Annotated in this window: 27 protein-coding genes; 18 read left to right on the top strand and 9 right to left on the bottom strand. The window is 61.2% G+C overall.

Going from position 1 to position 26,396, the window contains the following annotated elements; translation table 11 throughout:
• Positions 1-44 precede the first annotated feature (44 nt).
• The 14 genes from ACIN8IBEIGE_RS05460 (at position 45) to ACIN8IBEIGE_RS05395 (ending at position 15,799) form a co-directional block, all read left to right on the top strand.
• A complete protein-coding gene (locus ACIN8IBEIGE_RS05460) occupies positions 45-458 on the top strand; it encodes an NADH-quinone oxidoreductase subunit A (RefSeq protein ID WP_090379694.1) in 414 nt (137 codons plus the stop codon).
• Between the two features lie 10 nt (positions 459-468).
• A complete protein-coding gene (locus tag ACIN8IBEIGE_RS05455; protein WP_090379697.1) occupies positions 469-1,146 on the top strand; it encodes an NADH-quinone oxidoreductase subunit B family protein in 678 nt (225 codons plus the stop codon).
• 56 nt (positions 1,147-1,202) lie between these two features.
• Positions 1,203-2,984 (top strand): NADH-quinone oxidoreductase subunit C/D, encoded by a 1,782-nt coding sequence (nuoC, locus tag ACIN8IBEIGE_RS05450; RefSeq protein WP_160013759.1) that lies wholly within the window; start codon positions 1,203-1,205, stop codon positions 2,982-2,984.
• Position 2,985: 1 nt separating this feature from the next.
• Positions 2,986-3,486, top strand: a complete 501-nt coding sequence (nuoE, locus tag ACIN8IBEIGE_RS05445; RefSeq protein ID WP_160013758.1) for an NADH-quinone oxidoreductase subunit NuoE — start codon at positions 2,986-2,988, stop codon at positions 3,484-3,486.
• 5 nt (positions 3,487-3,491) lie between these two features.
• Entirely contained in the window at positions 3,492-4,841 is a 1,350-nt protein-coding gene (nuoF, locus tag ACIN8IBEIGE_RS05440) for an NADH-quinone oxidoreductase subunit NuoF (RefSeq protein WP_160016312.1), read from the top strand.
• Positions 4,842-4,937: 96 nt separating this feature from the next.
• Positions 4,938-7,673, top strand: coding sequence for an NADH-quinone oxidoreductase subunit NuoG (gene nuoG / locus ACIN8IBEIGE_RS05435; RefSeq protein WP_160013757.1), 2,736 nt, complete (start codon positions 4,938-4,940; stop codon positions 7,671-7,673).
• Positions 7,670-8,662 (top strand): NADH-quinone oxidoreductase subunit NuoH, encoded by a 993-nt coding sequence (nuoH, locus tag ACIN8IBEIGE_RS05430; RefSeq protein ID WP_160013756.1) that lies wholly within the window; start codon positions 7,670-7,672, stop codon positions 8,660-8,662. Before nuoG ends, nuoH begins: the two co-directional genes overlap by 4 nt.
• 13 nt (positions 8,663-8,675) lie before the next feature.
• The gene (gene nuoI, locus ACIN8IBEIGE_RS05425; protein ID WP_090379713.1) at positions 8,676-9,224 is read left to right on the top strand and encodes an NADH-quinone oxidoreductase subunit NuoI; all 549 of its coding nucleotides are present in this window, start codon (positions 8,676-8,678) and stop codon (positions 9,222-9,224) included.
• A gap of 9 nt (positions 9,225-9,233) precedes the next feature.
• Positions 9,234-9,743 carry an NADH-quinone oxidoreductase subunit J gene (gene nuoJ / locus ACIN8IBEIGE_RS05420; RefSeq protein ID WP_160013755.1) on the top strand — a complete coding sequence of 170 codons (510 nt, stop codon included), beginning with the start codon at positions 9,234-9,236 and terminating at the stop codon, positions 9,741-9,743.
• Positions 9,740-10,048, top strand: coding sequence for an NADH-quinone oxidoreductase subunit NuoK (nuoK, locus tag ACIN8IBEIGE_RS05415; protein ID WP_160013754.1), 309 nt, complete (start codon positions 9,740-9,742; stop codon positions 10,046-10,048). The genes nuoJ and nuoK overlap by 4 nt, the downstream gene beginning before the upstream one ends.
• Entirely contained in the window at positions 10,045-11,895 is a 1,851-nt protein-coding gene (gene nuoL, locus ACIN8IBEIGE_RS05410; protein WP_160013753.1) for an NADH-quinone oxidoreductase subunit L, read from the top strand. Before nuoK ends, nuoL begins: the two co-directional genes overlap by 4 nt.
• A gap of 15 nt (positions 11,896-11,910) precedes the next feature.
• Positions 11,911-13,440 carry an NADH-quinone oxidoreductase subunit M gene (gene nuoM / locus ACIN8IBEIGE_RS05405; protein WP_160013752.1) on the top strand — a complete coding sequence of 510 codons (1,530 nt, stop codon included), beginning with the start codon at positions 11,911-11,913 and terminating at the stop codon, positions 13,438-13,440.
• 7 nt (positions 13,441-13,447) lie between these two features.
• A complete protein-coding gene (nuoN, locus tag ACIN8IBEIGE_RS05400) occupies positions 13,448-14,923 on the top strand; it encodes an NADH-quinone oxidoreductase subunit NuoN (RefSeq protein ID WP_160013751.1) in 1,476 nt (491 codons plus the stop codon).
• A gap of 24 nt (positions 14,924-14,947) precedes the next feature.
• Positions 14,948-15,799: an SDR family oxidoreductase gene (locus tag ACIN8IBEIGE_RS05395; RefSeq protein ID WP_160013750.1), complete on the top strand. Its 852-nt coding sequence runs from the start codon at positions 14,948-14,950 to the stop codon at positions 15,797-15,799.
• Between the two features lie 19 nt (positions 15,800-15,818).
• Here ACIN8IBEIGE_RS05395 and ACIN8IBEIGE_RS05390 read toward each other — a convergent pair whose 3' ends face one another.
• From ACIN8IBEIGE_RS05390 to ACIN8IBEIGE_RS05365, 6 genes are all read right to left on the bottom strand, one after another.
• Positions 15,819-16,553 (bottom strand): hypothetical protein, encoded by a 735-nt coding sequence (locus tag ACIN8IBEIGE_RS05390; RefSeq protein ID WP_160013749.1) that lies wholly within the window; start codon positions 16,551-16,553, stop codon positions 15,819-15,821.
• Between the two features lie 48 nt (positions 16,554-16,601).
• Positions 16,602-16,982, bottom strand: a complete 381-nt coding sequence (locus ACIN8IBEIGE_RS05385; RefSeq protein ID WP_090250570.1) for a RidA family protein — start codon at positions 16,980-16,982, stop codon at positions 16,602-16,604.
• 147 nt (positions 16,983-17,129) lie between these two features.
• Positions 17,130-19,238 carry a bifunctional GTP diphosphokinase/guanosine-3',5'-bis pyrophosphate 3'-pyrophosphohydrolase gene (gene spoT / locus ACIN8IBEIGE_RS05380; protein WP_160013748.1) on the bottom strand — a complete coding sequence of 703 codons (2,109 nt, stop codon included), beginning with the start codon at positions 19,236-19,238 and terminating at the stop codon, positions 17,130-17,132.
• A 60-nt stretch (positions 19,239-19,298) separates the two neighbouring features.
• Positions 19,299-19,562 carry a DNA-directed RNA polymerase subunit omega gene (gene rpoZ, locus ACIN8IBEIGE_RS05375; protein ID WP_090250565.1) on the bottom strand — a complete coding sequence of 88 codons (264 nt, stop codon included), beginning with the start codon at positions 19,560-19,562 and terminating at the stop codon, positions 19,299-19,301.
• A gap of 114 nt (positions 19,563-19,676) precedes the next feature.
• Complete coding sequence (gene gmk / locus ACIN8IBEIGE_RS05370; RefSeq protein ID WP_090379740.1) at positions 19,677-20,297, bottom strand: guanylate kinase; 621 nt, start codon at positions 20,295-20,297, stop codon at positions 19,677-19,679.
• Between the two features lie 49 nt (positions 20,298-20,346).
• The gene (locus ACIN8IBEIGE_RS05365; protein WP_160013747.1) at positions 20,347-21,210 is read right to left on the bottom strand and encodes a YicC/YloC family endoribonuclease; all 864 of its coding nucleotides are present in this window, start codon (positions 21,208-21,210) and stop codon (positions 20,347-20,349) included.
• A gap of 142 nt (positions 21,211-21,352) precedes the next feature.
• On the opposite strand from ACIN8IBEIGE_RS05365, the gene rph reads away from it, so the two are divergent.
• On the top strand, positions 21,353-22,075 hold the full coding sequence (gene rph / locus ACIN8IBEIGE_RS05360; RefSeq protein ID WP_090379746.1) for a ribonuclease PH: 723 nt from the start codon (positions 21,353-21,355) through the stop codon (positions 22,073-22,075).
• Between the two features lie 40 nt (positions 22,076-22,115).
• Positions 22,116-22,487 (top strand): DUF4870 domain-containing protein, encoded by a 372-nt coding sequence (locus tag ACIN8IBEIGE_RS05355; RefSeq protein ID WP_160013746.1) that lies wholly within the window; start codon positions 22,116-22,118, stop codon positions 22,485-22,487.
• Between the two features lie 138 nt (positions 22,488-22,625).
• Here ACIN8IBEIGE_RS05355 and ACIN8IBEIGE_RS05350 read toward each other — a convergent pair whose 3' ends face one another.
• Positions 22,626-23,405, bottom strand: a complete 780-nt coding sequence (locus ACIN8IBEIGE_RS05350; protein WP_160013745.1) for an exodeoxyribonuclease III — start codon at positions 23,403-23,405, stop codon at positions 22,626-22,628.
• A 93-nt stretch (positions 23,406-23,498) separates the two neighbouring features.
• Between ACIN8IBEIGE_RS05350 and pyrE the strand changes: the two genes are divergently transcribed.
• Positions 23,499-24,140, top strand: a complete 642-nt coding sequence (gene pyrE, locus ACIN8IBEIGE_RS05345; RefSeq protein ID WP_160013744.1) for an orotate phosphoribosyltransferase — start codon at positions 23,499-23,501, stop codon at positions 24,138-24,140.
• 24 nt (positions 24,141-24,164) lie between these two features.
• On the top strand, positions 24,165-24,758 hold the full coding sequence (locus ACIN8IBEIGE_RS05340; protein WP_160013743.1) for a DUF4124 domain-containing protein: 594 nt from the start codon (positions 24,165-24,167) through the stop codon (positions 24,756-24,758).
• 2 nt (positions 24,759-24,760) lie between these two features.
• Here the strand turns inward: ACIN8IBEIGE_RS05340 and ACIN8IBEIGE_RS05335 are convergent, their stop codons facing one another.
• Positions 24,761-25,207, bottom strand: a complete 447-nt coding sequence (locus ACIN8IBEIGE_RS05335; RefSeq protein ID WP_160013742.1) for a thioesterase family protein — start codon at positions 25,205-25,207, stop codon at positions 24,761-24,763.
• Positions 25,208-25,479: 272 nt separating this feature from the next.
• Complete coding sequence (gene argB, locus ACIN8IBEIGE_RS05330) at positions 25,480-26,385, bottom strand: acetylglutamate kinase (protein ID WP_160013741.1); 906 nt, start codon at positions 26,383-26,385, stop codon at positions 25,480-25,482.
• Between the last annotated feature and the right edge of the window lie 11 nt (positions 26,386-26,396).

The raw sequence follows: 26,396 nt of genomic DNA, 5'->3' as shown, positions 1-26,396 counted from the left end.
AATAAAATTATACAAGCCGTTCCTTTCACCCAAGGAGTACCGGCATGCCTGATGCGGTAACGACCATGTCCCATAACTGGGCTTTTGCTGTGTTCCTGCTGGGAGTCTTCGGGCTCATTGCGTTCATGCTTGGGCTGTCCAGCCTGCTGGGTAGCAAAGCCTGGGGTCGCAGCAAGAATGAGCCCTTTGAGTCTGGCATGTTGCCCGTCGGCAGCGCGCGTCTGCGCCTGTCAGCCAAATTCTATCTGGTCGCGATGCTCTTCGTGATCTTCGACGTTGAAGCCCTCTTTCTCTTCGCTTGGGCAGTTTCGGTACGCGAAAGCGGCTGGGCTGGGCTGATCGAAGCTACAGTCTTTATAGCAATTCTGTTGGCAGGTCTTGTCTACCTTTGGCGGATCGGGGCGCTCGATTGGGCACCTCAGGGCCGTCGCGAGCGGCAGGCGAAGCTAAAACAATGAGGCTTTGGCGATGCACTACAAACTTACTCGGATCGATCCGGATGCGCCCAATGAGCGCTATCCGGTCGGCGAGCGGGAGACTGTTTCCGACCCGCTGCTAGACGATCAAGTCCACAAGAACATCTACATGGGCAAACTTGCCGATGTACTCAATGGCGCAGTGAACTGGGGGCGTAAGAACTCCTTGTGGCCGTACAACTTCGGCCTGTCCTGCTGCTATGTGGAAATGACCACCGCCTTTACTGCGCCGCATGATGTGGCCCGGTTTGGTGCGGAAGTGATCCGGGCCTCCCCACGTCAGGCGGACTTCATGGTCATCGCTGGCACCTGCTTTATCAAGATGGCTCCGGTCATCCAGCGCCTGTACGAACAGATGCTGGAGCCCAAGTGGGTGATCTCCATGGGCTCCTGCGCCAACTCTGGCGGCATGTACGACATCTACTCGGTGGTCCAGGGGGTCGACAAGTTTCTGCCGGTCGACGTTTATATTCCCGGTTGCCCGCCGCGTCCCGAGGCGTTTCTGCAAGGCTTGATGCTGCTGCAGGAATCCATCGGTCAGGAGCGTCGGCCGTTGTCCTGGGTGGTCGGTGATCAGGGTGTTTACCGTGCCGACATGCCTTCGCAGAAAGAACAGCGTCGCGCCGAGCGCATCGCCGTGACCAATCTGCGTAGCCCCGACGAAGTGTGAGCCTGGGCTCGACTGAGCCCGCCTACTGACGCCGTTGACCGATAGCGACCGAGACCATGACTGCAGACAGCATTCTGTCCATACCGCCGTACAAGGCTGACGACCACGATGTGATCGTCGAACTGAATTCCCGTTTTGGCGCTGACGCCTTTACCGCACAGAGCACCCGTACCGGCATGCCGGTGCTGTGGGTGGCCCGCGAGCGGCTGGTCGAGATCCTGACCTTTCTGCGCAACCTGCCGCGCCCCTACGTGATGCTGTATGACCTGCATGGCGTCGACGAGCGTCTGCGCACCCAGCGTCGTGGTCTGCCGGATGCGGATTTCACCGTGTTCTATCACCTGATGTCGCTGGAGCGGAACAGCGATGTGATGATCAAGGTCGCCCTGTCCGAACGCGACCTCAATCTACCCAGCGTCACCAGCATCTGGCCCAACGCCAACTGGTATGAGCGCGAAGTTTGGGATCTATACGGCATCCACTTCAGCGGCCACCCGCACCTGACGCGGATCATGATGCCGCCGACCTGGGAAGGTCACCCACTGCGCAAGGACTACCCGGCGCGTGCCACCGAATTCGATCCGTTCAGCCTGACCCTGGCCAAGCAGCAGCACGAAGAAGAAGCGGCGCGTTTCAAGCCGGAAGACTGGGGCATGAAGCGTGGTGGCGAGCATGAGGACTATATGTTCCTCAACCTCGGCCCCAACCACCCTTCGGCCCACGGTGCCTTCCGTATCATTCTGCAACTCGATGGCGAAGAGATCGTCGACTGCGTGCCGGAAGTCGGCTACCACCACCGTGGTGCCGAGAAGATGGCCGAACGGCAGAGCTGGCACAGCTTTATTCCCTACACCGACCGTATCGATTACCTCGGTGGGGTGATGAACAACCTGCCGTACGTGCTGGCCGTGGAAAAGCTCGCGGGCATCACCGTGCCGCAGCGGGTCGACGTGATTCGCATCATGCTGGCCGAGTTCTTCCGCATCACCAGCCACCTGCTGTTCCTCGGTACTTACATTCAGGACGTCGGTGCGATGACCCCGGTGTTCTTCACCTTCACCGACCGCCAGCGTGCCTACAAGGTGATCGAAGCCATCACCGGCTTCCGCCTGCACCCAGCCTGGTACCGCATCGGCGGCGTTGCTCACGACCTGCCGCGCGGTTGGGATCGTCTGGTCAAGGAATTCGTCGACTGGCTGCCCAAGCGCCTCGACGAGTACGAAAAAGCCGCACTGAAGAACAGCATTCTCAAGGCACGAACCATTGGTGTGGCGCAGTACAACACCAAGGAAGCGCTGGAGTGGGGCACCACCGGTGCTGGCTTGCGGGCGACGGGCTGCGACTTCGACCTGCGCAAGGCGCGGCCGTATTCCGGCTACGAGAACTTCGAGTTCGAAGTGCCGCTGGCCGCCAATGGCGATGCCTATGACCGTTGCATGGTGCGTGTGGAAGAGATGCGCCAGAGCATCAAGATCATCGACCAGTGCCTGCGCAATATGCCGGAAGGCCCGTACAAGGCCGATCACCCGCTGACCACGCCGCCGCCGAAAGAGCGCACGCTGCAGCATATCGAAACCCTGATCACCCACTTCCTGCAGGTTTCCTGGGGGCCGGTGATGCCGGCCAACGAAAGCTTGCAGATGATCGAGGCGACCAAGGGCATCAACAGCTACTACCTGACCAGCGACGGCAGCACCATGAGCTACCGCACGCGCATTCGTACGCCGAGCTTCCCGCACCTGCAGCAGATCCCCTCGGTGATTCGCGGCAGCATGGTCGCCGACCTGATCGCGTACCTGGGCAGTATCGACTTCGTTATGGCTGACGTGGACCGCTGATATGAGCCAGACAACCCTGATTCAAACCGACCGTTTTGCTCTGAGCGAAACCGAGCGCGCGGCCATCGAACACGAGATGCACCACTACGAAGACCCGCGCGCGGCGTCGATCGAAGCCCTGAAGATCGTGCAGAAGGCCCGTGGCTGGGTGCCGGATGGCGCCGCCGATGCGATTGGCGAAATCCTTGGTATTCCCGCCAGCGATGTCGAAGGCGTAGCCACCTTCTATAGTCAGATTTTCCGTCAGCCAGTGGGCCGTCACATCATCCGCGTATGCGACAGCATGACCTGCTATGTCGGTGGCCATGAGTCGGTCGTCGCTGAAATGCAGAAACAGCTCGGTATCGGCCTCGGCCAGACCACCACCGACAACCGCTTTACCCTGCTGCCGGTGTGCTGCCTGGGCAACTGCGACAAGGCCCCGGCGCTGATGATCGACAACGACACCTTTGGCGACGTGCAACCTGGTGGCGTGGCTCAACTGCTGGAGGCCTATCAATGAGTGGTATGAAAACGCTGACCTCCATCGGCCCAGCCAACCGCATCACCCGCAGTGAAGAGACTCATCCGTTGACCTGGCGCCTGCGTGACGACGCCCAGCCGGTATGGCTGGAGGAATACCAGGCGAAGAACGGCTACGCCGCCGCACGCAAAGCCCTGAGCGAAATGGCCCAGGCCGATATCGTGCAGACGGTGAAAGATTCAGGCCTCAAGGGCCGTGGTGGTGCCGGCTTTCCCACCGGGGTGAAGTGGGGCCTGATGCCTGCCGACGAATCCATGAATATCCGCTACCTGCTGTGCAACGCGGATGAAATGGAGCCCAACACCTGGAAAGACCGCATGCTGATGGAGCAACTGCCGCATTTGCTGGTGGAGGGCATGCTGATTTCCGCCCGTGCGCTGAAAGCCTATCGCGGATACATCTTTCTGCGCGGCGAATACGTCGATGCCGCGGCGAACCTGAACCGCGCCATTGAAGAAGCCAAGGCCGCCGGCCTGCTCGGCAAGAACATCCTCGGCAGCGGTTTCGATTTCGAGCTGTTCGTCCATACCGGTGCCGGTCGTTATATCTGCGGTGAAGAAACCGCACTGATCAACTCCCTCGAAGGTCGCCGCGCCAACCCGCGTGCCAAGCCGCCGTTCCCGGCAGCCGTCGGCGTATGGGGTAAGCCGACCTGCGTCAACAACGTCGAAACCCTGTGCAACGTGCCGGCCATCGTGGGTAACGGCGTGGACTGGTACAAGAGCCTGGCCCGCCCGGAGAGTGAAGACCACGGCACCAAGCTGATGGGCTTCTCCGGCAAGGTTAAAAACCCCGGCCTGTGGGAACTGCCCTTCGGCATCAGCGCCCGCGAGCTGTTCGAGGACTACGCCGGCGGCATGCGCGATGGTTACAGGCTGAAGTGCTGGCAGCCTGGTGGTGCCGGCACCGGTTTTCTGCTCCCCGAGCACCTGGATGCGCTGATGTACGCCGGCGGTATCGGCAAGGTCGGCACGCGCATGGGCACCGGCCTGGCGCTGGCGGTGGACGACAGCATTAGCATGGTTTCCTTGCTGCGCAATATGGAAGAGTTCTTCGCCCGTGAGTCCTGCGGCTGGTGTACCCCGTGTCGCGACGGCCTGCCGTGGAGCGTGAAGATTCTCCGTGCCCTGGAGCGCAAGCAAGGCACGCAGCAGGACATCGACACGCTGCTCGGCCTGGTCAATTTCCTTGGCCCCGGCAAGACCTTCTGTGCTCACGCACCGGGTGCGGTCGAGCCGTTGGGCAGTGCGATCAAGTATTTCCGTTCGGAGTTCGAGGCTGGCGTGGCCAGCTCGGCGGCTTCGTCAGCGACGGGGCAGTTCGTTCCCGCGTAAAAAAATGGCGCTCTGGCGGCCACTGACCTGGCCCCGCAGCACAACGTGATTCCATTAGCCAAGCCCGCTTCGGTGGGCAAAGAAGAAACCTGAACCATGGCCACTATCCACGTAGACGGCAAAGATTTCGAAGTCGATGGGGCGGACAACCTGCTGCAGGCCTGCCTGTCCCTCGGTCTCGATATCCCTTACTTCTGCTGGCACCCGGCGCTCGGTAGCGTCGGCGCCTGCCGCCAGTGCGCGGTCAAGCAGTACACCGATGAAAACGATACGCGCGGGCGCATCGTCATGTCGTGCATGACGCCGGCCACCGACAACACCTGGATCAGCATCGACGATGAAGAATCCAAGGCGTTCCGCGCCAGCGTCGTCGAGTGGCTGATGACCAACCACCCGCACGACTGCCCGGTGTGCGAGGAGGGCGGCCATTGCCACCTGCAGGACATGACGGTGATGACGGGCCACAACCAGCGCCGTTATCGCTTCAGCAAACGCACCCACCAGAACCAGCAGCTCGGCCCGTTTATCTCTCATGAGATGAACCGCTGCATCGCCTGCTACCGCTGCGTGCGCTACTACAAGGATTACGCCGGCGGCACCGATCTTGGCGTGTATGGCGCGCACGACAACGTGTACTTCGGCCGGGTCGAAGACGGCGTGCTGGAAAGCGAGTTCTCCGGCAATCTGGTCGAGGTCTGCCCGACCGGTGTGTTCACCGACAAGACCCACTCCGAGCGCTATAACCGCAAGTGGGACATGCAGTTCGCCCCAAGCATCTGCCATGGCTGCGCCAGCGGCTGCAACACCAGCCCAGGCGAGCGCTATGGCGAACTGCGGCGCATAGAAAACCGCTTTAACGGTGATGTGAACCAGTATTTCCTCTGTGACCGTGGTCGCTTCGGCTACGGCTACGTCAACCGTACGGATCGTCCGCGCCAGCCGCTGCTGGTCAATAAAGATGGTGGCGAGAAGCTCGGCATCGACGCCGCGCTGGACAAGGCCGCCAAGCTGCTCAAGGGCAAGCGTGTGATCGGCATCGGCTCGCCGCGCGCCAGCCTGGAAAGCAACTTCGCCTTGCGCGAGTTGGTCGGCGAGGCCAACTTCTACTCCGGTATCGCCGCTGGCGAGCTGGAAAATATCCGCCTGATCCGCGACATCCTGCAGAACGGCCCGCTGCCGGTACCGACCCTGCGTGAAGTCGAGCTGCACGATGCGGTGTTTATTCTCGGCGAAGACCTGACCCAGACCGCTGCACGCATGGCCCTGGCCCTGCGTCAGGCGGTCAAGGGCAAGGCCACTGAAATCGCCGCCTCGATGAAGATTCAGGACTGGCACATGGCGGCGGTGCAGAACGTTGCACAGGACGCGCTGAACCCGCTGTTTGTCGCCAGCGTTACCGCGACCCGCCTGGATGATGTGGCCGAAGCCTGCGTGCATGCCGCGCCGGCCGATCTGGCGCGTATCGGTTTTGCCGTGGCCCACGCCATCGACCCGAGTGCCCCAGCTGTCAACGGCCTGGACGAAGAAGCTGCCGAACTGGTGCAGCTGATCGCCGACGCGCTACTTAAGGCCAAACGTCCGCTGATCGTCTCCGGTGCATCTCTCGGTGAAAAGAGCCTGATCGAGGCCGCGGCGAATATCGCCAGCGCGCTGAAAAATCGTGAAAAGAACGCCTCCATCAGCCTGGTAGTGCCGGAAGCCAACAGCATGGGCCTGGCCCTGCTTTTGGGTGAAGAGTGTGGGGAGAGATCCGTCGATGCGGCGCTGCAAGCGTTGACGACTGGGCAGGCCGATGCCGTGATTGTGCTGGAGAACGATCTGTACCGCCGTGCCGATGCGGTCCAGGTTGATGCCGCATTGGCGGCCGCCCAGCTGGTGATCGTCGCTGACCATCAGCACACCGCCACTAGCGAAAAAGCCCACTTGCTGCTGCCGGTGGCCAGCTTCGCCGAAGGCGATGGCACCCTGGTTAGCTTCGAAGGCCGCGCTCAGCGCTTCTTCCAGGTGTTCGAGCCGAGCTACTACGACGCCAATATCCTGATTCGTGAGGGCTGGCGCTGGCTGCATGCCCTGCACAGCACCATTCAGGGCAAACCGCTCGACTGGACCCAGTTGGATGCAGTGACCACGGCTGTCGCCGCGAGCAACCGCCAGTTGGCGCGTATCGTCGACGCGGCACCCAAGGCCTCGTTCCGCATCAAGGGCCTCAAACTGGCCCGTGAGCCGCACCGTTACAGCGGTCGCACCGCCATGCGTGCCAATATCAGCGTGCACGAGCCGCGTCAGCCGCAGGACCAGGACTCGGCCTTTGCCTTCTCCATGGAAGGCTATGCCGGCAGCCAGGAAGATCGTCAGCAGATTCCGTTCGCCTGGTCGCCAGGTTGGAACTCGCCGCAAGCCTGGAACAAATTCCAGGACGAAGTTGGCGGCCACCTGCGTGCAGGTGATCCCGGTGTGCGTCTGCTGGAAGCCAAAGGCGCAGTGCTGCCCTGGTTCAGCGTCCCGGCCGCCTTTAACCCGGCGCCGGGCACCTTGCAGGCCGTGGCCTTGCATCACCTGTTCGGCAGCGAGGAAACCTCGGCCGGGGCCGCGCCGCTGCAGGAGCGTATCCCAGCGCCTTATGCAGTGCTGGCCAAGGCCGAAGCGGATCGCTTGGGCGTAAATGACGGTGCGCTGCTCAGTCTGACCGTCGCCGGACAGACCCTGCGCCTGCCATTGCAGATCACCGAAGAGCTGGCCATTGGTGTGGTCGGCTTGCCAGTCGGTTTGGCGGGCATGCCTGCGCTAATCGCAGGTATCGTGGTCACTCGCATTGAGGAGGCCGCGCAATGAGCTGGCTGACCCCCGAAGTGCTGGATGTGCTGATCGCGGTGCTCAAGGCTATCGTGATTCTGCTGGTGGTGGTGGTCTGCGGCGCGTTGCTGAGTTTTGTCGAGCGCCGTCTGCTGGGCTGGTGGCAGGACCGTTACGGCCCCAACCGGGTCGGCCCGTTCGGCATGTTTCAGATCGCAGCTGACATGATCAAGATGTTCTTCAAGGAGGACTGGACGCCACCGTTCGCCGACAAGTTCATCTTTATCCTGGCGCCGATGATTGCGTTCTCCGCCATGCTGATTGCTTTTGCGATCATCCCGATCACCCCAACCTGGGGCGTAGCGGACCTGAACATCGGCATCCTGTTCTTCTTCGCCATGGCCGGCTTGTCGGTGTACGCCGTGCTGTTTGCTGGCTGGGCCAGTAACAACAAGTTTGCCTTGCTCGGTGCATTGCGCGCCTCGGCGCAGACGGTGTCCTACGAGGTGTTCCTGGCGTTGGCGCTGATGGGCGTGGTGGCGCAGGTTGGCTCGTTCAACATGCGCGATATCGTCGATTACCAGGCCGAGAATCTGTGGTTCATTATTCCGCAGTTCTTCGGTTTCTGTACCTTCTTTATCGCTGCCGTCGCCGTGACCCACCGTCACCCGTTCGACCAGCCGGAAGCGGAGCAGGAGCTGGCTGACGGTTACCACATCGAATATGCCGGGATGAAATGGGGCATGTTCTTCGTCGGCGAATACGTGGCCATCGTCACGGTGTCGGCGTTGCTGGTGACGTTGTTCTTCGGTGGCTGGCACGGCCCGTTTGGCCTTCTGCCGCAGATTCCGTTCTTCTGGTTTGCCCTGAAGACCTGCTTCTTCATCATGATCTTCATCCTGTTGCGCGCTTCGATTCCGCGCCCACGGTATGACCAGGTTATGGCCTTCAGCTGGAAGTTCTGCCTGCCGCTGACCCTGATCAACCTGCTGGTGACCGGCGCACTTGTGCTGGCCGCGGCCCAGTAAGGAGAACCACCGAATGTTCAAATACATATGGGATGTGCTGGTCGGCACCGGCACCCAACTGCGCAGCCTGGCGATGGTGTTCAGCCATGGCTTTCGCAAGCGTGACACTCTGCAGTACCCGGAAGAAGCGGTGTACCTGCCGCCCCGTTACCGTGGCCGCATCGTGCTGACCCGCGACCCTGACGGCGAAGAGCGTTGCGTGGCCTGCAACCTGTGCGCAGTAGCCTGCCCGGTGGGTTGCATCTCGCTGCAGAAGGCGGAAACCCCGGATGGCCGCTGGTATCCGGATTTCTTCCGCATCAACTTCTCGCGCTGCATCTTCTGCGGCCTCTGCGAAGAAGCCTGCCCGACCACGGCGATCCAGCTCACCCCGGATTTCGAGATGGGCGAGTTCAAGCGCCAGGACCTGGTGTACGAGAAGGAAGACCTGCTGATCAGCGGCCCGGGCAAGAACCCGGACTACAACTTCTACCGCGTCGCCGGTATGGCCATTGCCGGCAAGCCGAAAGGCGCGGCGCAGAATGAAGCTGAACCGATCAACGTCAAAGGCCTGCTGCCCTAAGGAGGGGACATGGAATTCGCGTTCTACTTCGCCGCCGGTGTGGCGGTGGCATCGACGGTGGGGGTGATCACCAACACCAACCCGGTGCATGCCTTGCTCTATCTCATCGTCTCGCTGCTGGCGGTGGCGATGACTTTCTTCGCCCTCGGTGCGCCCTTTGCCGGTGCCCTAGAGATCATCGTCTATGCCGGCGCGATCATGGTGCTGTTCGTCTTCGTGGTGATGATGCTCAACCTCGGTCCGGCGGCGGTCGAGCAGGAGCGCCAGTGGCTGAGGCCCGGTATCTGGTTTGGGCCGGCGCTGCTTTCGGCGCTGCTGCTGGGTCAGCTGCTGTATGTGTTGTTCGAGTCGCCCAGTGGCGCAGCGCTGGGTTTGCAGACGGTTGATGCCAAGGCGGTGGGTATCGCGCTGTACGGGCCTTACCTGCTGGTGGTGGAGCTGGCCTCGATGCTGCTGCTCGGCGCACTGGTCGCGGCGTATCACCTCGGCCGTCACGATGCCAAGGAGCCAACCGCATGAATGCGATTCCCATGGAGCACGGCCTGGCACTGGCCGGCGTGCTGTTCAGCCTCGGCCTGATTGGCCTGATGGTGCGGCGCAATATCCTCTTCGTGCTGATGAGCCTGGAAGTGATGATGAACGCCACCGCCCTGGCCTTTATCGTAGCCGGCAGCCGTTGGGCTCAGCCTGACGGCCAGGTGATGTTCATTCTGGTGATCACCCTGGCGGCCGCCGAAGCCAGTATTGGCCTGGCGATCCTGTTGCAGCTGTATCGCCGCTTCAACACCCTCGATGTCGACGCTGCCAGCGAGATGCGCGGATGAACCTTCTATTCCTGACCTGTGTATTTCCGCTGCTGGGCTGGTTCCTGCTGGCCTTTTCGCGCGGGCGTTTCTCCGAAAACCTCTCGGCGCTGATCGGCGTGGGCTCGGTGGGCCTGTCTGCCCTGACTGCGGCCTGGGTGATCGTGCAGTTCAACCTCAATCCGCCGGCAAATGGCGTGTTCACCCAGGTGCTGTGGCAGTGGATGAGCGTGGCCGGTTTTGCGCCGAGCTTCACCCTCTACCTGGATGGCCTGTCCGTGACCATGCTCGGCGTGGTGACGGGTGTGGGCTTTCTGATCCACCTGTTTGCCAGCTGGTACATGCGCGGTGAAGAGGGCTACTCGCGTTTCTTCGCCTACACCAACCTGTTTATCTTCAGCATGTTGCTGCTGGTGCTGGGCGATAACCTGCTGCTGCTGTATTTCGGTTGGGAAGGTGTAGGGCTGTGCTCCTACCTGCTGATCGGCTTCTACTTCAAGCACACGCCGAACGGCAATGCAGCGCTGAAGGCCTTTATCGTCACCCGTATCGGCGATGTATTCATGGCCATCGGCCTGTTCATCCTGTTCCTGCATCTGGGCACCCTGAATATTCAGGAGCTGATGGTGCTGGCACCGCAGAAGTATGTGGAAGGCGACAGCTGGTTGTGGATTGCCACGCTGATGCTGCTCGGCGGAGCGGTGGGTAAATCCGCGCAGCTGCCGTTGCAGACCTGGCTGGCCGACGCCATGGCTGGTCCGACCCCGGTTTCTGCGTTGATCCACGCGGCGACCATGGTGACGGCGGGTGTTTACCTGATCGCCCGTACCCATGGCCTGTTCCTGCTGACCCCGGACATTCTCGAGCTAGTCGGCATCGTCGGCGGTGTGACCCTGGTGCTGGCTGGTTTTGCCGCGCTGGTGCAGACCGACATCAAGCGCATCCTCGCCTATTCGACCATGAGCCAGATCGGTTACATGTTCCTCGCCCTCGGCGTGGGTGCCTGGGATGCAGCGATCTTCCACCTGATGACCCACGCCTTCTTCAAGGCTCTGCTGTTCCTCGCTTCCGGTGCGGTGATCAACGCCTGTCACCACGAGCAGAACATCTTCAAGATGGGCGGCCTGTGGAAGAAACTGCCGTTGGCCTACGCCAGCTTTATCGTCGGCGGCGCGGCCCTGGCGGCGTTGCCGCTGATCACCGCCGGTTTCTACTCCAAAGACGAAATCCTCTGGGAAGCCTTTGCCAGTGGTCATCAGTGGTTGCTCTATGCCGGCCTGGCGGGCGCCTTCTTGACCTCGATCTACACCTTCCGCCTGATCTTCATCGCCTTTCATGGCGAGCAGCAGACCGAGGCCCATGCCGGTCACGGTGTGGCTCATTGGCTGCCGCTGGTGACGCTGATCGTGCTGTCGACCTTCGTCGGTGCGCTGATCAGCCCGCCGCTGGCCGGTGTGCTGCCGCAAAGCGTCGGGCATGCCGGCGGTGAGGCCAAGCACAGCTTGGAAATCGTCTCCGGAGCCATCGCGATCATCGGCATCGTCCTGGCCGCGCTGCTGTTCCTCGGCAAGCGCAGTTTCGCCACGGCGGTGGCGCAGAGTGCGCCGGGGCGCTTCCTCTCGGCCTGGTGGTTCGCCGCCTGGGGCTTCGACTGGCTCTACGACAAGCTGTTTGTGCAGCCCTACCTGCTGCTGTGCCGGCTGCTCGGGCGTGATCCGATCGACCGCAGCATTGGCCTGATTCCGCGTCTGGCGCGAGGTGGCAACGCCTTGCTGGCCAGCAGCGAGACTGGTCAGGTGCGTTGGTATGCCACTTCGATTGCCGGGGGCGCCGTGCTGGTGCTCGCCGTCCTCCTGTTTCTGAATTAAGGAAAATAGCCCGTCATGATTCTGCCCTGGCTAATCCTGATCCCCTTTATTGGCGGCTTGCTGTGCTGGCAGTGCGAGCGCTTCGGCAGCACCTTGCCGCGCTGGATCGCCCTGCTGACCATGGGCCTGCTGTTCGGTCTGGGTCTGTGGCTGTGGGCCACCGGCGACTTCAGCCTGGCCCCGGCGCCAGGCGCTGCGCCGCAGTGGGCGGCGGAGTTCCAAGTGCCGTGGGTCGAGCGCTTCGGCATAAGCGTGCACCTGGCGCTGGATGGCCTGTCGGTGCTGATGATCAGCCTCACCGGTCTGCTCGGTGTGCTCTCGGTAATGTGCTCGTGGAACGAGATCCAGAACCGCGTCGGCTTCTTCCACCTCAACCTGATGTGGATTCTCGGCGGCGTGGTCGGCGTGTTTCTCGCGGTCGACCTGTTCCTGTTCTTCTTCTTCTGGGAAATGATGCTGGTGCCGATGTATTTCCTCATCGCGCTCTGGGGTCATAGCGGCAGTGATGGCAAGACGCGCATCACTGCCGCCACTAAGTTCTTTATCTTCACCCAGGCCAGCGGCCTGATCATGCTGCTGGCGATCCTCGGCCTGGTATTCGTGCATTTCGATCAGACCGGTGTGCTCACTTTCAACTACGCCGATCTGCTGAAAACCGAGCTGGCGCCGGGCACCGAGTACATCCTGATGCTCGGCTTCTTTATCGCCTTTGCGGTGAAGTTTCCGGTGGTGCCGTTCCACTCCTGGCTGCCCGATGCCCACGCTCAGGCACCAACCGCCGGCTCCGTGGACCTGGCCGGTATCCTGCTGAAAACTGCAGCCTACGGCCTGATGCGCTTTGCCCTGCCATTGTTCCCCAACGCCTCGGCAGAGTTTGCGCCAATCGCCCAGTGGCTCGGCGTGTTCGCCATCATCTATGGCGCTCTGTTGTCGTTCGCGCAGACCGACATCAAGCGCCTGGTGGCCTACTCCAGCGTGTCGCATATGGGCTTTGTGCTGATCGCGATTTACTCGGCCAGCGAGATCGCCTTGCAGGGCGCTGTGGTGCAGATGATGGCCCACGGCCTATCCGCAGCGGCGCTGTTTATCCTTTGCGGCCAGCTGTATGAGCGTCTGCACACCCGCGACATGCGCGAGATGGGCGGGATCTGGGCACGCATGCCCTGGCTGCCGGCGATCAGCCTGTTCTTCGCTGCTGCTGCCCTGGGCTTGCCAGGTACCGGTAACTTCGTGGGTGAATTCCTGATTCTGATCGGCAGCTTCCAGAGCGCGCCATGGGTCACCGTATTGGCCGCCACCGGTCTGGTGTTCGGCTCGGTCTACTCGCTGATCATGATTCACCGCGCCTACTTCGGCCCGGCCAAGGCGGACACTGCCTTGCCTGGCCTGCAGCTGCGCGAGCTGAGCATGGTGCTGGGCCTGGCTGTGCTGCTGATCCTGCTCGGCGTCTACCCGCAGCCGGTGCTCGACACCTCTGCAGCCAGCATGCAAGGCGTGCAGCAATGGCTGGGTAGTGCAATCAATCAACCTGTTCCGGCCCGGTAAGTAGCGTATGGAATTCACGACTCAACACTTTATTGCGCTGCTGCCGCTGCTGATCACCAGTGCCACCATCGTGCTGGTGATGCTGGCGATTGCCTGGAAGCGCAATCACGCCATGACCTTCGGCCTCTCGGTGCTGGGCCTCAACCTGGCCCTGCTGTCGCTGTTGCCGGCTCTGGAGGTGACACCGATCGAGGTCACACCGCTGTTGCTGGTGGATAAATTCGCCTGCTACTACATGGCCCTGGTGCTGGCGGCGACCCTGGCCTGTGTGACGCTGATTCACGCCTACCTGGGCGGTGAGTCCGGCAAAGGTTACCCGGGCAACCGCGAAGAGCTGTACCTGCTGATGCTGCTGTCTGCCGCTGGCGGTCTGGTGCTGGTCAGCGCGCAACATCTGGCGGGCCTGTTTATCGGCCTGGAACTGCTGTCGGTGCCGACCTACGGCATGATTGCCTACGCCTTCTTCAACAAGCGTTCGCTGGAAGCCGGCATCAAGTACATGGTGCTGTCCGCCGCAGGCTCGGCATTTCTGCTGTTCGGCATGGCGCTGCTGTATGCCGAGTCGGGCAGCCTGACCTTCGCCGGTATCGGTGCCAAGCTGGCCGCCGATGGCCTGCCGAGCATGCTGGCGCAGATTGGCGTAGGCATGATGCTGATCGGTCTGGCGTTCAAACTGTCGCTGGTGCCGTTCCACCTGTGGACGCCAGACGTCTATGAAGGTGCGCCGGCACCGGTGGCCGCCTTCCTGGCTACGGCCAGCAAAGTTGCGGTGTTTGCCGTGCTGCTGCGCCTGTATCAGGTCTCGCCAGCGGCTGCCGGCGGCTGGCTGAATGACCTGCTGACGCTGATTGCGATTGCCTCGATCATCTTTGGCAACCTGCTGGCGCTGCTGCAGAACAACCTCAAGCGTCTGCTCGGTTATTCCTCCATCGCGCACTTCGGTTACCTGCTGGTGGCGTTGATCGCCAGCAAGGGCCTGGCCGTGGAAGCGGTTGGCGTTTACCTGGCCACCTATGTGCTGACCAGCCTGGGTGCGTTCGGCGTGATCACTTTGATGTCGACGCCCTACAGCGGCCGTGATGCCGATGCCCTGTACGAATACCGTGGGCTGTTCTGGCGCCGTCCGTACCTGACCGCTGTGCTGACCGTGATGATGTTGTCGCTGGCCGGCATTCCGCTGACGGCCGGGTTTATCGGCAAGTTCTACGTGGTTGCTGCCGGTGTGCAATCGCAGCAATGGTGGCTGCTGGCCGCTCTGGTGCTCGGTAGCGCCATTGGCGTGTTCTATTACCTGCGGGTGATGGTCACCCTGTTTATGCTCGAGCCGAACCTGCGTCGCCACGATGCACCCTTCAACTGGGCGCAGCGTGCTGGCGGCATGATGCTGCTGTTCGTTGCCGTGCTGGCGTTCTTCCTCGGTGTGTATCCACAGCCGCTATTGGAGCTGGTGCAACAGGCCAGCTTGGTGGCACTGTTGCCCTGATGAATAACCAGGGAATACGCAACGATGAGTAAGACACTGATGATCGCCGGCTGTGGCGATGTCGGCAGCCGTCTGGGTCAGCAGCTAAGCGCTGCAGGCTGGACGGTGTATGGCCTGCGCCGCAGCGTGGCACTGCTGCCACAGGGTATTCGCCCGGTGGCCGGTGATCTGTATGCCGATGCCTGCCCGGCGGCCTGGCCGAGTGAGCCGCTGGATTACCTGGTGTATTGCGCGGCCGCCACCGAACACGACGAGGCCGGCTATCGCGCCGCCTATGTCGACGGTCTGCGCCGCGTGCTTGGCTGGTTGGCGCAACAGGGTCAGCGGCCCAAGCGCCTGCTGTTTGTCTCCAGCAGTGGCGTATATGGTCAACAGCTCGGTGAGTGGGTGGATGAAGCCTCCCCAGCAGAAGCCGATAGCTACTCCGGGCGGATCATGCGTGAGGCCGAGCAGCTGGCACTAAACAGCGGGCTGCCTGCCAGCCTGGTACGCCTCACCGGCATCTACGGCCCAGGCCGCGAATGGTTGCTCAAGCAGGTGCGCCAAGGCTATCGCGTGGTCAGCGAGCCGCCGCTGTACGGCAACCGCATCCATGTCGATGACGCGGCGGGGCTACTGGCCTATCTGCTGCAGGCCGATGCCCGTGGTGTGGCGCTGGATGACTGCTATATCGGCGTCGACGATCAGCCGGCGCCGCTGCATGAGGTGGTGGCCTGGTTGCGCGAGCAGCTGAATGTCAGTCATTGGTCCGAGCAGTCGACGGTGCGCCGTTCGGGCAGCAAGCGTTGCACTAACGCCCGCGCCCGTGCTCTGGGCTGGGCACCGCAGCACCCGAGCTACCGCGAGGGTTACCGGGCGATTCTGCAGCAGTTGTAGCTTGGCGTTTTGCGCGGGTTTAGCGTTTGACCAGCAGCCAGCGCTGCTGGCCTTTGTAGTAGCTGGGCATTTCATCGATCTGTGAGCGGTTGAGCGCTTCGAAGACGCGCAATTGGTCGCCGTCACGCTCGAACAGCCAGCTTTGCCCCTGGTCGCCCAGTTGCAGCCAGAGGCTGTCGAACTCGCCGCTCATGGCCGCACAGTCACCTGCCAGACACAACGCATAACGCTCCGCGCCTGGCAGCCCCTGCAGGCTGCCATCAGCCTGGAACAGCACCAGGCCGCCTTCGCCCAGGCCTTCCTTGATCAGCCAGGTGCCGCCCAGGTAAGCGCTGTACAGCGCCTGCTCGAAGCTGCTCCCCGGTGGCGCCAGTAGGCCGGGCGCTGCGGGTGCGCGGACAAAGCGCTGCTCCGGCCAGGTATCGCTTTGCGCTTGAATCAGCTCATTGCCGCTGAGGCTCAGGTTTTCCTGAAAATCACCGTAGAACTGCACGCGCAGCTGGCCGTTGGCCTGGCGCTCGAAGCTGCCTTCGCCGCGCTCGAAACCATTGCTGAAGCTGGCCAGCTGGCGCTGGTTGTCGAGTTGCCATTCCAGATTGGGGCCGTAGGCCAGCAGGGCTTCGCGCAGGTTGCCGCTGTCCACGGCCGCGTCAATGGCGGCCTGGTTGATCCAGGTGCCGCTGGGGTCGTGTGAAGGGCTGGCGCAACCGCTGAGCAGGACGCCGGTGAGCAAAGCAACAAACAGGCAACGCATGCGGCGTCCTCAAGAGGGATGGGCGGGGCAGCAGCCCCGCCGAGGGGCTTATTCGAGAACCAGAATAGCGTCCATTTCCACCTGCGAGCCGCGTGGCAGTGCGGCTACGCCGATGGCTGCGCGGGCCGGGTAGGGCTGCTCGAAGTAACGGCCCATGACTTCATTGACCTTGGCGAAATGCGACAGATCGGTGAGGAAGATGTTCAGCTTGACGATGTCCTTGAACGAGCCGCCAGCCGCTTCGGCCACGGCCTTGAGGTTCTCGAATACCTGCACGGTCTGGGCTTCGAATCCTTCCACCAGTTCCATGGTTTTCGGGTCCAGCGGGATCTGCCCGGACATGTACACGGTGTTGCCTGCCTTGATCGCCTGGGAGTAGGTGCCGATTGCGGCTGGGGCCTTGTCGCTGGTGATAACGCTCTTGCTCATGGGAACTCCTGTAAAGCTGATGTGGAGGAACACTGCAGCGCAAATGGGCGCGCTGCCAGTTAGATTGCCTAGGTTGGGTGAAAGCCACAGCGGCTGTCAAAGTACAGCTGGCGGTTGATTGCGCTGTGCAACTTTTGTGTTGGTGGATCAGGCGCGCGCGCGGGTAATGCGGATCACCCCGGTGAGGGCGCGCAGTTTCTTGATCACCCGGGCCAGGTGTACGCGGTCATGTACGCTGACGACCAGCTGCACGACGCTGATGCGGCCATCACGCTCGTCCATGCTGATTTTCTCGATGTTGCCATCGGCGGCATTCACGCTGCCGGCGAGCAGGGCAATCAGGCCGCGTTGATGTTCCAGTTCGACACGCAGTTCGACATTGAATTCGCCGGTAACGTCCTTGGCCCACGACAGCTGGATGCATTTTTCCGGGTTGTGGCGAATTTCGCCGATGTTCTTGCAGCTTTCCAGGTGCACCACCATGCCCTTGCCGGCGGACAAATGGCCGACAATCGGGTCGCCTGGAATCGGCGTACAGCATTTGGCGTAGCTCAGCACCAGGCCTTCGGTGCCACGGATGGCCAGTGGGCCTTCGCTGCTCGGCAGCGCCTCGTTGCTGTCGCTGAGCAGGCGACGCGCGACCACGTAGGCCATACGGTTACCCAGGCCGATGTCTTCCAAAAGGTCTTCGATGACCTCCTGATGGTATTCGGCCAACACAGCCTTAATGCGTTCGGGCGAGAGTTTGTCGATACGGCTGTCGAAGCCGGCCAGTACTTTATTCAGCAGGCGCTCACCGAGGCTGATGGACTCTGAGCGGCGCTGCAGCTTCAGGGCATGGCGAATGTGGGTGCGCGCTTTGCCGGTGACCACGAAACTCAACCAGGCCGGATTCGGGCGTGCCCCTGGCGCGGTGACGATCTCGACAGTTGAGCCGCTTTCCAGTGCCTGCGACAGCGGTGCCAGACGGCGGTTGATGCGGCAGGCAATGCAGGTGTTGCCCACATCGGTGTGCACGGCGTAGGCAAAGTCGACCGCCGTGGAACCTTTTGGCAGCTCCATGATGCGGCCCTTGGGCGTGAACACGTAGACCTCGTCGGGGAACAGGTCGATCTTCACACTCTCGATAAATTCCAGCGAGTTGCCGGCGCGTTGCTGCATCTCCAGCACGCCCTTGACCCACTGCCGCGCGCGGGCGTGGCTGCCCTTGGGCTGGTCTTCCTCGTTGGATTTGTACAGCCAGTGTGCGGCAATGCCGTTGTTGGCCAACTCTTCCATCTCGCGGGTACGGATCTGGATCTCGATCGGTACGCCGTGCATGCCGAACAGCGTGGTGTGCAGCGACTGGTAGCCGTTGGCCTTGGGGATCGCGATGTAATCCTTGAAGCGCCCCGGCAGGGGTTTGTACAGGTTGTGCACGGCGCCGAGCACGCGGTAACAGGTGTCGACCTTGTCGACCACGATGCGGAAGGCGTAGACGTCCATGATTTCGTTGAACGCCCGGCGCTTGCCACGCATCTTCTGGTAGATGCCGTAGAGGTGCTTCTCACGGCCCATTACCTCGCCTTCCATGCCTTCACGGGCCAGGCAGTGGGTGATCGACTCTTCGATCTTGTTGACGATTTCCTTGCGGTTGCCCCGAGCCCGCTTGACCGCTGTGCGGATGCGCTCGGAGCGCATCGGGTGCATGGCCTTGAAGCCCAGGTCTTCGAACTCGATGCGCATGCTGTGCATGCCCAGGCGGTTGGCAATCGGTGCGTAGATTTCCAGGGTTTCCTTGGCAATGCGTCGGCGTTTTTCGCCGGACAGCACTTCCAGGGTGCGCATGTTGTGCAGGCGGTCGGCCAGCTTGACCAGAATCACCCGGATATCACGGGCCATGGCCATGGCCATTTTCTGGAAGTTTTCGGCCTGGGCCTCGGCTTTGGTCTCGAAGTTCATCTGGGTCAGTTTGCTGACCCCATCGACCAGTTCCGCCACGGATTCGCCGAATTGGGCGTCCAGAGCTTCTTTGGCGATACCGGTGTCTTCGATCACGTCATGCAGCATCGCGGCCATCAGGCTCTGATGGTCCATGTGCATGTCTGCCAGGATGCTCGCCACCGCCAGAGGATGAGTGACGTAGGCTTCGCCGCTGCGGCGGCGTTGGCCGTCGTGGGCTTGTTCGGCGTAGAAATAAGCGCGGCGAACCAGGTTGACCTGGTCGCCGTCGAGGTAGGTCGAAAGTCTGTCGGCGAGGGCGTCTATGCTCGGCATGGGCGTACCCCTTGCCGATTCAGATGACCCTGCGCCTGACGACGTCGACCCGGCATAGGCTTACAGAGGCTCGTTAGCCTCTTCCTCGAATGCAGCAAACAGAGGTTCTTCTTCGACGATATCGTCTTGCGCGATGACGTCGTAGCTCATCAGGCCAGCAGCGATTTCGCGCAGCGCGACTACGGTCGGCTTGTCATTTTCCCAAGCCAGCTTCGGCTCTTTGCCACCGGTAGCCAGTTGGCGCGAGCGCTTGGTAGCGAGCATGACCAGCTCGAAGCGGTTATCAACGTGATCCAGGCAATCTTCGACGGTAACGCGGGCCATGGTGTTCCTCGTAGCAAATGCGTAATAGAGCTGGGCCCAAATGGGCGAGCGGACTGGATAGTCTAAAAAATCACCAGCATTAAGGGAAGCTTTGATTTGCCGCAGCGTGATAAGTCAGACCAGTAACTCGCTGAGCAAACCGCTGTGGCGTTGCTGTTGTGGGCCTTGCAGCAGCTGATTGGCGCGGAAAATCGCCTTCAGATCGCTCAGCGCGTGGGCGAAGTCATCGTTGATCAGCAGGTAGTCGTATTCGACGTAGTGGCTCATCTCGCTGACGGCTTCACGCATGCGTCGCTCGATGATCTCGCCGCTGTCCTGGCCGCGGTTGGTCAGACGGTGGCGCAGCGCTTCCTGGGTCGGCGGCAGAATAAAGATGGATTTGGCTTCCGGCATCAGTCGGCGTACCTGCTGCGCGCCTTGCCAGTCGATCTCCAGAATCAGGTCGAAGCCGTCGCGGAGGGTCTGTTTGACCCATTCCTGCGAGGTGCCATAGAGGTTACCGAAGACTTCCGCGTGTTCGAGGAATTCGGTCTTATCGAGCATGGCGTGGAATTGCTCGCGACTGACGAAGTGGTAGTTCACCCCGTCTACCTCGCCTGGGCGCATGGCGCGCGTGGTGTGCGAGACCGACACGCGGATCTGCGCTTCGCTGTCGATCAGCGCCTTGACCAGGCTGGTCTTGCCCGCGCCGGATGGGGCGGAAACGATATAGAGGGTGCCGGTGGTTATGCTCATGGATCAATCCTGAAACGCGTTGTTCGAAGAGTAGCAGTAGCGGTTTGCCTTACTCGATGTTCTGCACTTGTTCGCGCATCTGCTCGATCAGCACTTTCAGGTTTACCGCCGCCTGGGTGCTGCGGGTGTCGAAGGCCTTGGAGCCAAGGGTGTTGGCTTCGCGGTTGAGTTCCTGCATCAGGAAGTCCAGGCGCCGGCCGGCTTGCCCTCCGGTTTTCAGCACGCGTCGCACTTCACTGACGTGGGTGCTGAGGCGATCCAGCTCTTCGGCCACATCGCTTTTCTGCGCCAGAATCACCAGCTCTTGCTCCAGGCGCTGCGGGTCGAGTTCGGCCTGCATCTCGGCACAGCGGTCGAGAATTTTCTGGCGTTGTCCGGCAAGCATCTGCGGTACCAGTTCGCGTAGGGCGGCCACCTGTTCGAGGATGCTGTCCAGGCGCTCATTGAGCAGCTTGGCCAACTCTGCGCCCTCGCGTTCGCGGCCTTTCTTCAGCTCGGTCAACGCTTCGTTGAACAGTGCCAGAGCACTCTGGTTCAGGGCTTGCGGGTCGGCAGCATCGGCTACCAGTACGCCAGGCCAGCCAAGCACTTCCAGCGGGTTGAGCGCGGCGGGCTGCTTGATCAGGCCAGCCACGCTTTCGGCGGCGGCGACCAGTTGCGCGGCGCGTTCCAGGTCAACTTGCAGGGCTTTACCAGCATTGTCGTCACTGAAGCGCAGGGTGCACTCGACTTTGCCGCGCGACAGGCCATTGCGCAGTGCTTCGCGCACCGCGCCTTCGAGGTCACGAAAGCTTTCCGGCAGGCGCAGGTGGGGTTCCAGGTAGCGATGGTTGACCGAGCGCAGCTCCCAGCTCAGGGTGCCGTTGGCTCCGGCCTGCTCGGCGCGGGCGAAGGCGGTCATGCTGTGGATCATGGGGCGAACCTCGCGAAAAGTCGGAACGAAAGGCGCAGGATTGTAGCGCAGTGCGTCGGTCGCTCCCAATTCGGCACACCCGCTACGGGCTTACGGCCCTATAATGCCGGGCAGATTTTTTATTCAGAGCAGGAATTCCTAGATGAAACGTCCTAGTGGCCGCGCCGCCGATCAGTTGCGCTCGATTCGCATCACCCGCAACTACACCAAGCATGCCGAGGGTTCGGTGCTGGTGGAGTTTGGCGATACCAAAGTGATTTGCACGGTCAGTGTCGAGTCGGGTGTTCCGCGCTTTCTCAAAGGCCAGGGCCAGGGTTGGTTGACCGCGGAGTACGGCATGCTGCCGCGTGCCACTGGTGACCGTAACCAGCGTGAAGCCAGCCGTGGCAAGCAGGGCGGCCGCACCCTGGAAATTCAGCGCCTGATCGGCCGTTCGCTGCGCGCCGCGCTGGATATGTCTAAGCTGGGCGAGAACACCCTGTATGTCGATTGCGATGTGATCCAGGCGGATGGTGGCACGCGCACCGCATCTATCACCGGCGCTATGGTGGCGGTGATAGATGCGCTGAAAGTGATCAAGAAGCGTGGCGGCCTGAAGGGTGGCGATCCGCTCAAGCAGATGATTGCCGCCGTATCGGTGGGCATGTATCAGGGCGAGCCAGTGCTGGATCTGGACTATCTGGAAGACTCCGCGGCCGAAACCGATCTCAACGTGGTGATGACCAGCACCGGTGGCTTTATCGAAGTGCAGGGCACTGCCGAAGGTGCGCCGTTCCAGCCGGCCGAACTGAACGCCATGCTGGCGTTGGCGCAGAAGGGCATGACTGAGCTGTTCGAACTGCAGCAAGCGGCTCTGGCTGACTGATTGAGCTGTATTACAAGTCTGTAACGCAAGGAGAAGCACCATGAGCGACGAGTCCCAAGCGCCACAGCCGGTTCCCGGCCCTGAAGCCCGCCAGTGGGCGATGTTCTGCCACTTTGCTGCCTTTCTCGGGCTGGTGATTCCCTTTGGCAACCTGCTTGGGCCGTTGATCGTCTGGCAGATCAAGAAGGACCTGGATCCGTTCGTCGATGCGCAGGGCAAGGAAGCGCTGAACTTCCAGATCAGCGTGGCCCTGGCCGCACTGCTGTGCTTTCTGCTGATGGTCGTCGTCGTGGGCTTTCCGCTGCTGGTGCTGGTCAGCATTGCGGCGCTGGTTCTGACCATCATTGCCGGGATCAAGGCCAATGAAGGCCAGGCTTACCGTTACCCCTTTGCTTGGCGCTTGGTGAAATAAGCGTTGCGCAGACAGCAAAAGATCGCCGGAAGCGATTGTTAGCGTCGCATCGCAACGGCCTCCGCAGGGTGGCGGCCAGGGATGGCAGAGCATAAAAAAGCCGGCGCTTAGCCGGCTTTTTTATGCTCTGTTATCAGGCTATACGCTGAGTATCCAGTCGTAATCGACGATCAGCGGCGCATGCTGCGAGAAGCGTGGCTGACGAGGCAGGCGGGCGCTGCGGATGCTGCGACGCATGCCGGGCGTGAGCAACTGATAGTCGAAGCGATAGCCGAGGTTGAGCAGTTCGGCCTGCTCGCTGTCCGGCCACCAGCTGAACTGGTCGCCTTCACGGCTGACTTCGCGCAGCGCATCGACATAGCCCATGGTGCCGATCACTTCATCCAGCCAGGCGCGCTCCGGTGCAAGGAAGCCTGGTGATTGTTGGCAGTCGCGCCAGTTCTTCACGTCGAGCTTCTGATGTGCCACATAGAACGAGCCGCAATAGATGTACTCGCGGCGCTTGCGGCGCTGCTTGTCCAAATAATGGGTGAAGTCGTCCATAAACTTGAATTTCTGATTCAAGCTTTCATCACCCTGCTGCCCCGAAGGCATCAGCATGGTGGCAATACTTACTTTGTCGAAATCGGCCTGCAGGTAGCGCCCATAGCGATCGGCCATTTCAAAGCCGAGGCCACTGATTACCGCCTTGGGTTGCAACCGCGAATACAGCGCCACGCCACCTTGGCTTGGCACTTCTGCATCGCAGGCATAGAGGAAATAGCCATCCAGTTGGAGGGCTTGGTCGTCCAGTTCAAAGGCGGAGGCGCGGGTGTCCTGCAGGCAGATGACGTCGGCATTCTGTGCTTGCAGCCAACTGAGCAAACCGCGCTCGACTGCAGCATGAATACCATTCACGTTCACACTGATGATCCGCATAAATGGCCCCCAAAATCACGTGCGTGTATGATACCCGAGCTCACCTCTATTAGCTAAATTACCTAGTAAATCCGTGCTGTCCGGGGCTTTTTAATGCAAGCGTATCAACGCGACTTCATCCGTTTTGCCATCGAGCGTGGGGTTCTGCGCTTTGGTCAGTTCACCCTGAAATCCGGGCGTATCAGTCCTTATTTCTTCAATGCCGGGCTGTTTGACAGCGGTTTGGCCCTGGCCCAGCTCGGGCGTTTCTATGCGGCGGCCGTGGTGGACAGCGGTATCGAATTCGATGTGCTGTTTGGCCCGGCCTATAAGGGTATTCCCCTGGCGGCGACCACCGCAGTGGCGCTGGCTGAGCATCATCAGCGTGATATGCCCTGGTGCTTCAACCGCAAGGAAGCCAAGGATCACGGCGAAGGTGGCACCCTGGTAGGGGCGCCGCTGGCGGGTCGTGTACTGATCATCGATGACGTGATTACCGCTGGCACGGCGATTCGTGAAGTGATGCAGATCATCCAGGCCCAGGGCGCGCAAGCCGCCGGAGTGCTGATCGCGTTGAACCGTCAGGAACGCGGTAAAGGTGAGCTGTCGGCGATTCAGGAAGTCGAGCGCGACTATGGCATGCCAGTGGTGAGCATTGTGTCACTCGAACAGGTACTGGAATATCTGGCAGAGGATGCTGAACTCAAGCAGTATCTGCCAGCGGTAGAAGCTTACCGCGCTGAATACGGAATCTAACCTGCCGATTAAGGTGCTGTATCGATGCATAGACCTGCCCTGACCTGCTGTTCGCTGTTGCTAGGCCTACTGCTGCCGGTTGTGGCGGGTGCGGCTGAGTTGTACCGCTACGTCGATGACAAGGGTGTCACGGTGCTTAGTCGTCAGGGTGTGCCGCCGGAGCACATCAGCAAAGGCTATGAAGTGCTGAATGATCAGGGGCGAGTGATTCAGGTGATCCCGCCTGCACCGAGCCCTGAGGAGATGAAGCGCATTCTTGCCGAAAAGGCCCGCGCCAGCTCTGATGCACAGCTACTGCGGCTGTACAGTACGCCGGACGACGTCGAGCGTGCACGTGAGCGTAAGCTGGCCGAGCTGGATGGTCTGATTGGGGTGGCACGCGGTAACCTGCAGTCGGTGCGTACGCAGCAGGCCAACCTGCAGAGTCAGGCCGCCGACCACGAGCGCGCTGGACGTGCGGTGCCTGCGCATTTGCTGGCGCAGATCGATAACCAGAAAGCCGAACAGGTGCGCCTCAAGGGCGACATCCAGCGCTATCAGGCGGCGCGCAAAGAGGCGGACAGCAGCTTCAATGCTGACCGTGATCGGCTCAAGGAGTTGCTGGGCCGTAACCAGTAGCCTTATTGCTCAGGCGCGCAGCGCTCAAAGGCCAGAGTTTTCTCCCTCAACCATGCCGGTAGCGGACTGCTGCTGCGGCTTGTGCCGTCCGCGTGTACGTAAATCACTTCGCCGGCGGTCAGTGCCAGCTCGCCGCACCAGATGCCCATGGCAAAGCTCAGGCTGGAGCGGCCAAGGCGGGCGACTCGAATACCGATTTGCAGCTGATCATCAAAACGTGCGGGTGCTAGGTATTCCAGTACGGTCTTGATTGCGAAGAAGTCACTGCCGTCACGGCTCAGGTCATCCGGATAGCGAATGCCCAGGGCGCGAAAGTATTCGGTGATGGCGACATCGGCATAGGTCAGGTAGTGACCGTTGAACACGATGCTCTGCGGATCCACTTCGGCCCAGCGCACGCGCAGCGTGTGGAAAAAACTGAAGGCTTCGCGGGAAGGTACGGTTGGCATGCGGTACACCTCTGGCTGGCAGTGTAGGTTCACTGAGCTTCGGTGTTGCGGCGGCCTGCTGCAAGAGTTGCAGCAGGCTATCAGGCGGCTGAATCAGCCAGGATTACCCGGCTGATTCGCTTATGGATGCTTAGAAGCTATTTACGATCTTGCGAGCTAGAGCCATACAAGGCAAAAACAGGCGAGGAAGCGGAGTTTACTGGTGTAAATGAGTATTCCGAGCCTGTTTTTAACGTAGTAGGGCCGACGCGCAGCAGATCGTAAACAGGTTCTCAGTGGCGCTTGCGGTTGCAGATCAGGGTACCCACACCACTGTCGGTGAAGATTTCCAGTAGCACGGCGTTCGGTACGCGACCGTCGATGATATGGGCGCTGGTCACCCCGCCTTGCACCGCTTCCAGGGCGCAGCGGATCTTCGGCAGCATGCCGCCGTAGATGGTGCCATCGGCGATCAGGCTGTCGACCTGTTCGGTGGTCAGGCCGGTGAGCACCTGGCCTTGTTTGTCCATCAGTCCGGCGATATTGGTCAGCAACATCAGCTTCTCGGCCTTCAGGGCTTCGGCGACCTTGCCGGCCACCAGGTCGGCGTTGATGTTGTACGACTCGCCGTCCGGACCGACGCCAATCGGTGCGATTACCGGAATAAAGTCGCCTTTGACCAGCATGTTCAGCAGGTCGATGTTGACCCCGGTGACTTCGCCGACATGGCCGATATCGATGATTTCAGGCTGGGTCATCTCCGGCGTCTGCCGGGTTACGGTAAGTTTTTTCGCGCGGATCAGCTGGGCGTCTTTGCCGGTCAGGCCGATGGCGCTGCCGCCGTGCTGGTTAATCAGGTTGACGATGCTTTTGTTGACCTGGCCGCCGAGGACCATTTCCACCACGTCCATGGTCGCGGTATCGGTGACGCGCATGCCGTCGACAAAGTGGCTTTCGATGGACAGGCGCTTGAGCAGATCACCGATCTGCGGGCCACCGCCATGCACCACCACCGGGTTGATGCCAACCGCTTTCATCAGCACGATGTCGCGAGCGAAGCCTTGCTTGAGCTCTTCACTTTCCATGGCGTTGCCGCCGTATTTGATTACCAGCGTCTTGCCGACGAAGCGGCGGATATACGGCAGCGCTTCGGACAGTACCTTGGCGACGTTGGTGGCAGCATCACGTTCGAGGGTCATGCAGGGCTCCA

This window comes from Pseudomonas sp. 8BK (genome assembly GCF_902506475.1).
GTDB lineage: Bacteria > Pseudomonadota > Gammaproteobacteria > Pseudomonadales > Pseudomonadaceae > Aquipseudomonas > Aquipseudomonas anguilliseptica.
The sequence above is the reverse complement of the archived record's forward strand: the minus strand, read 5'-3'. Positions and strand labels throughout refer to the sequence as shown.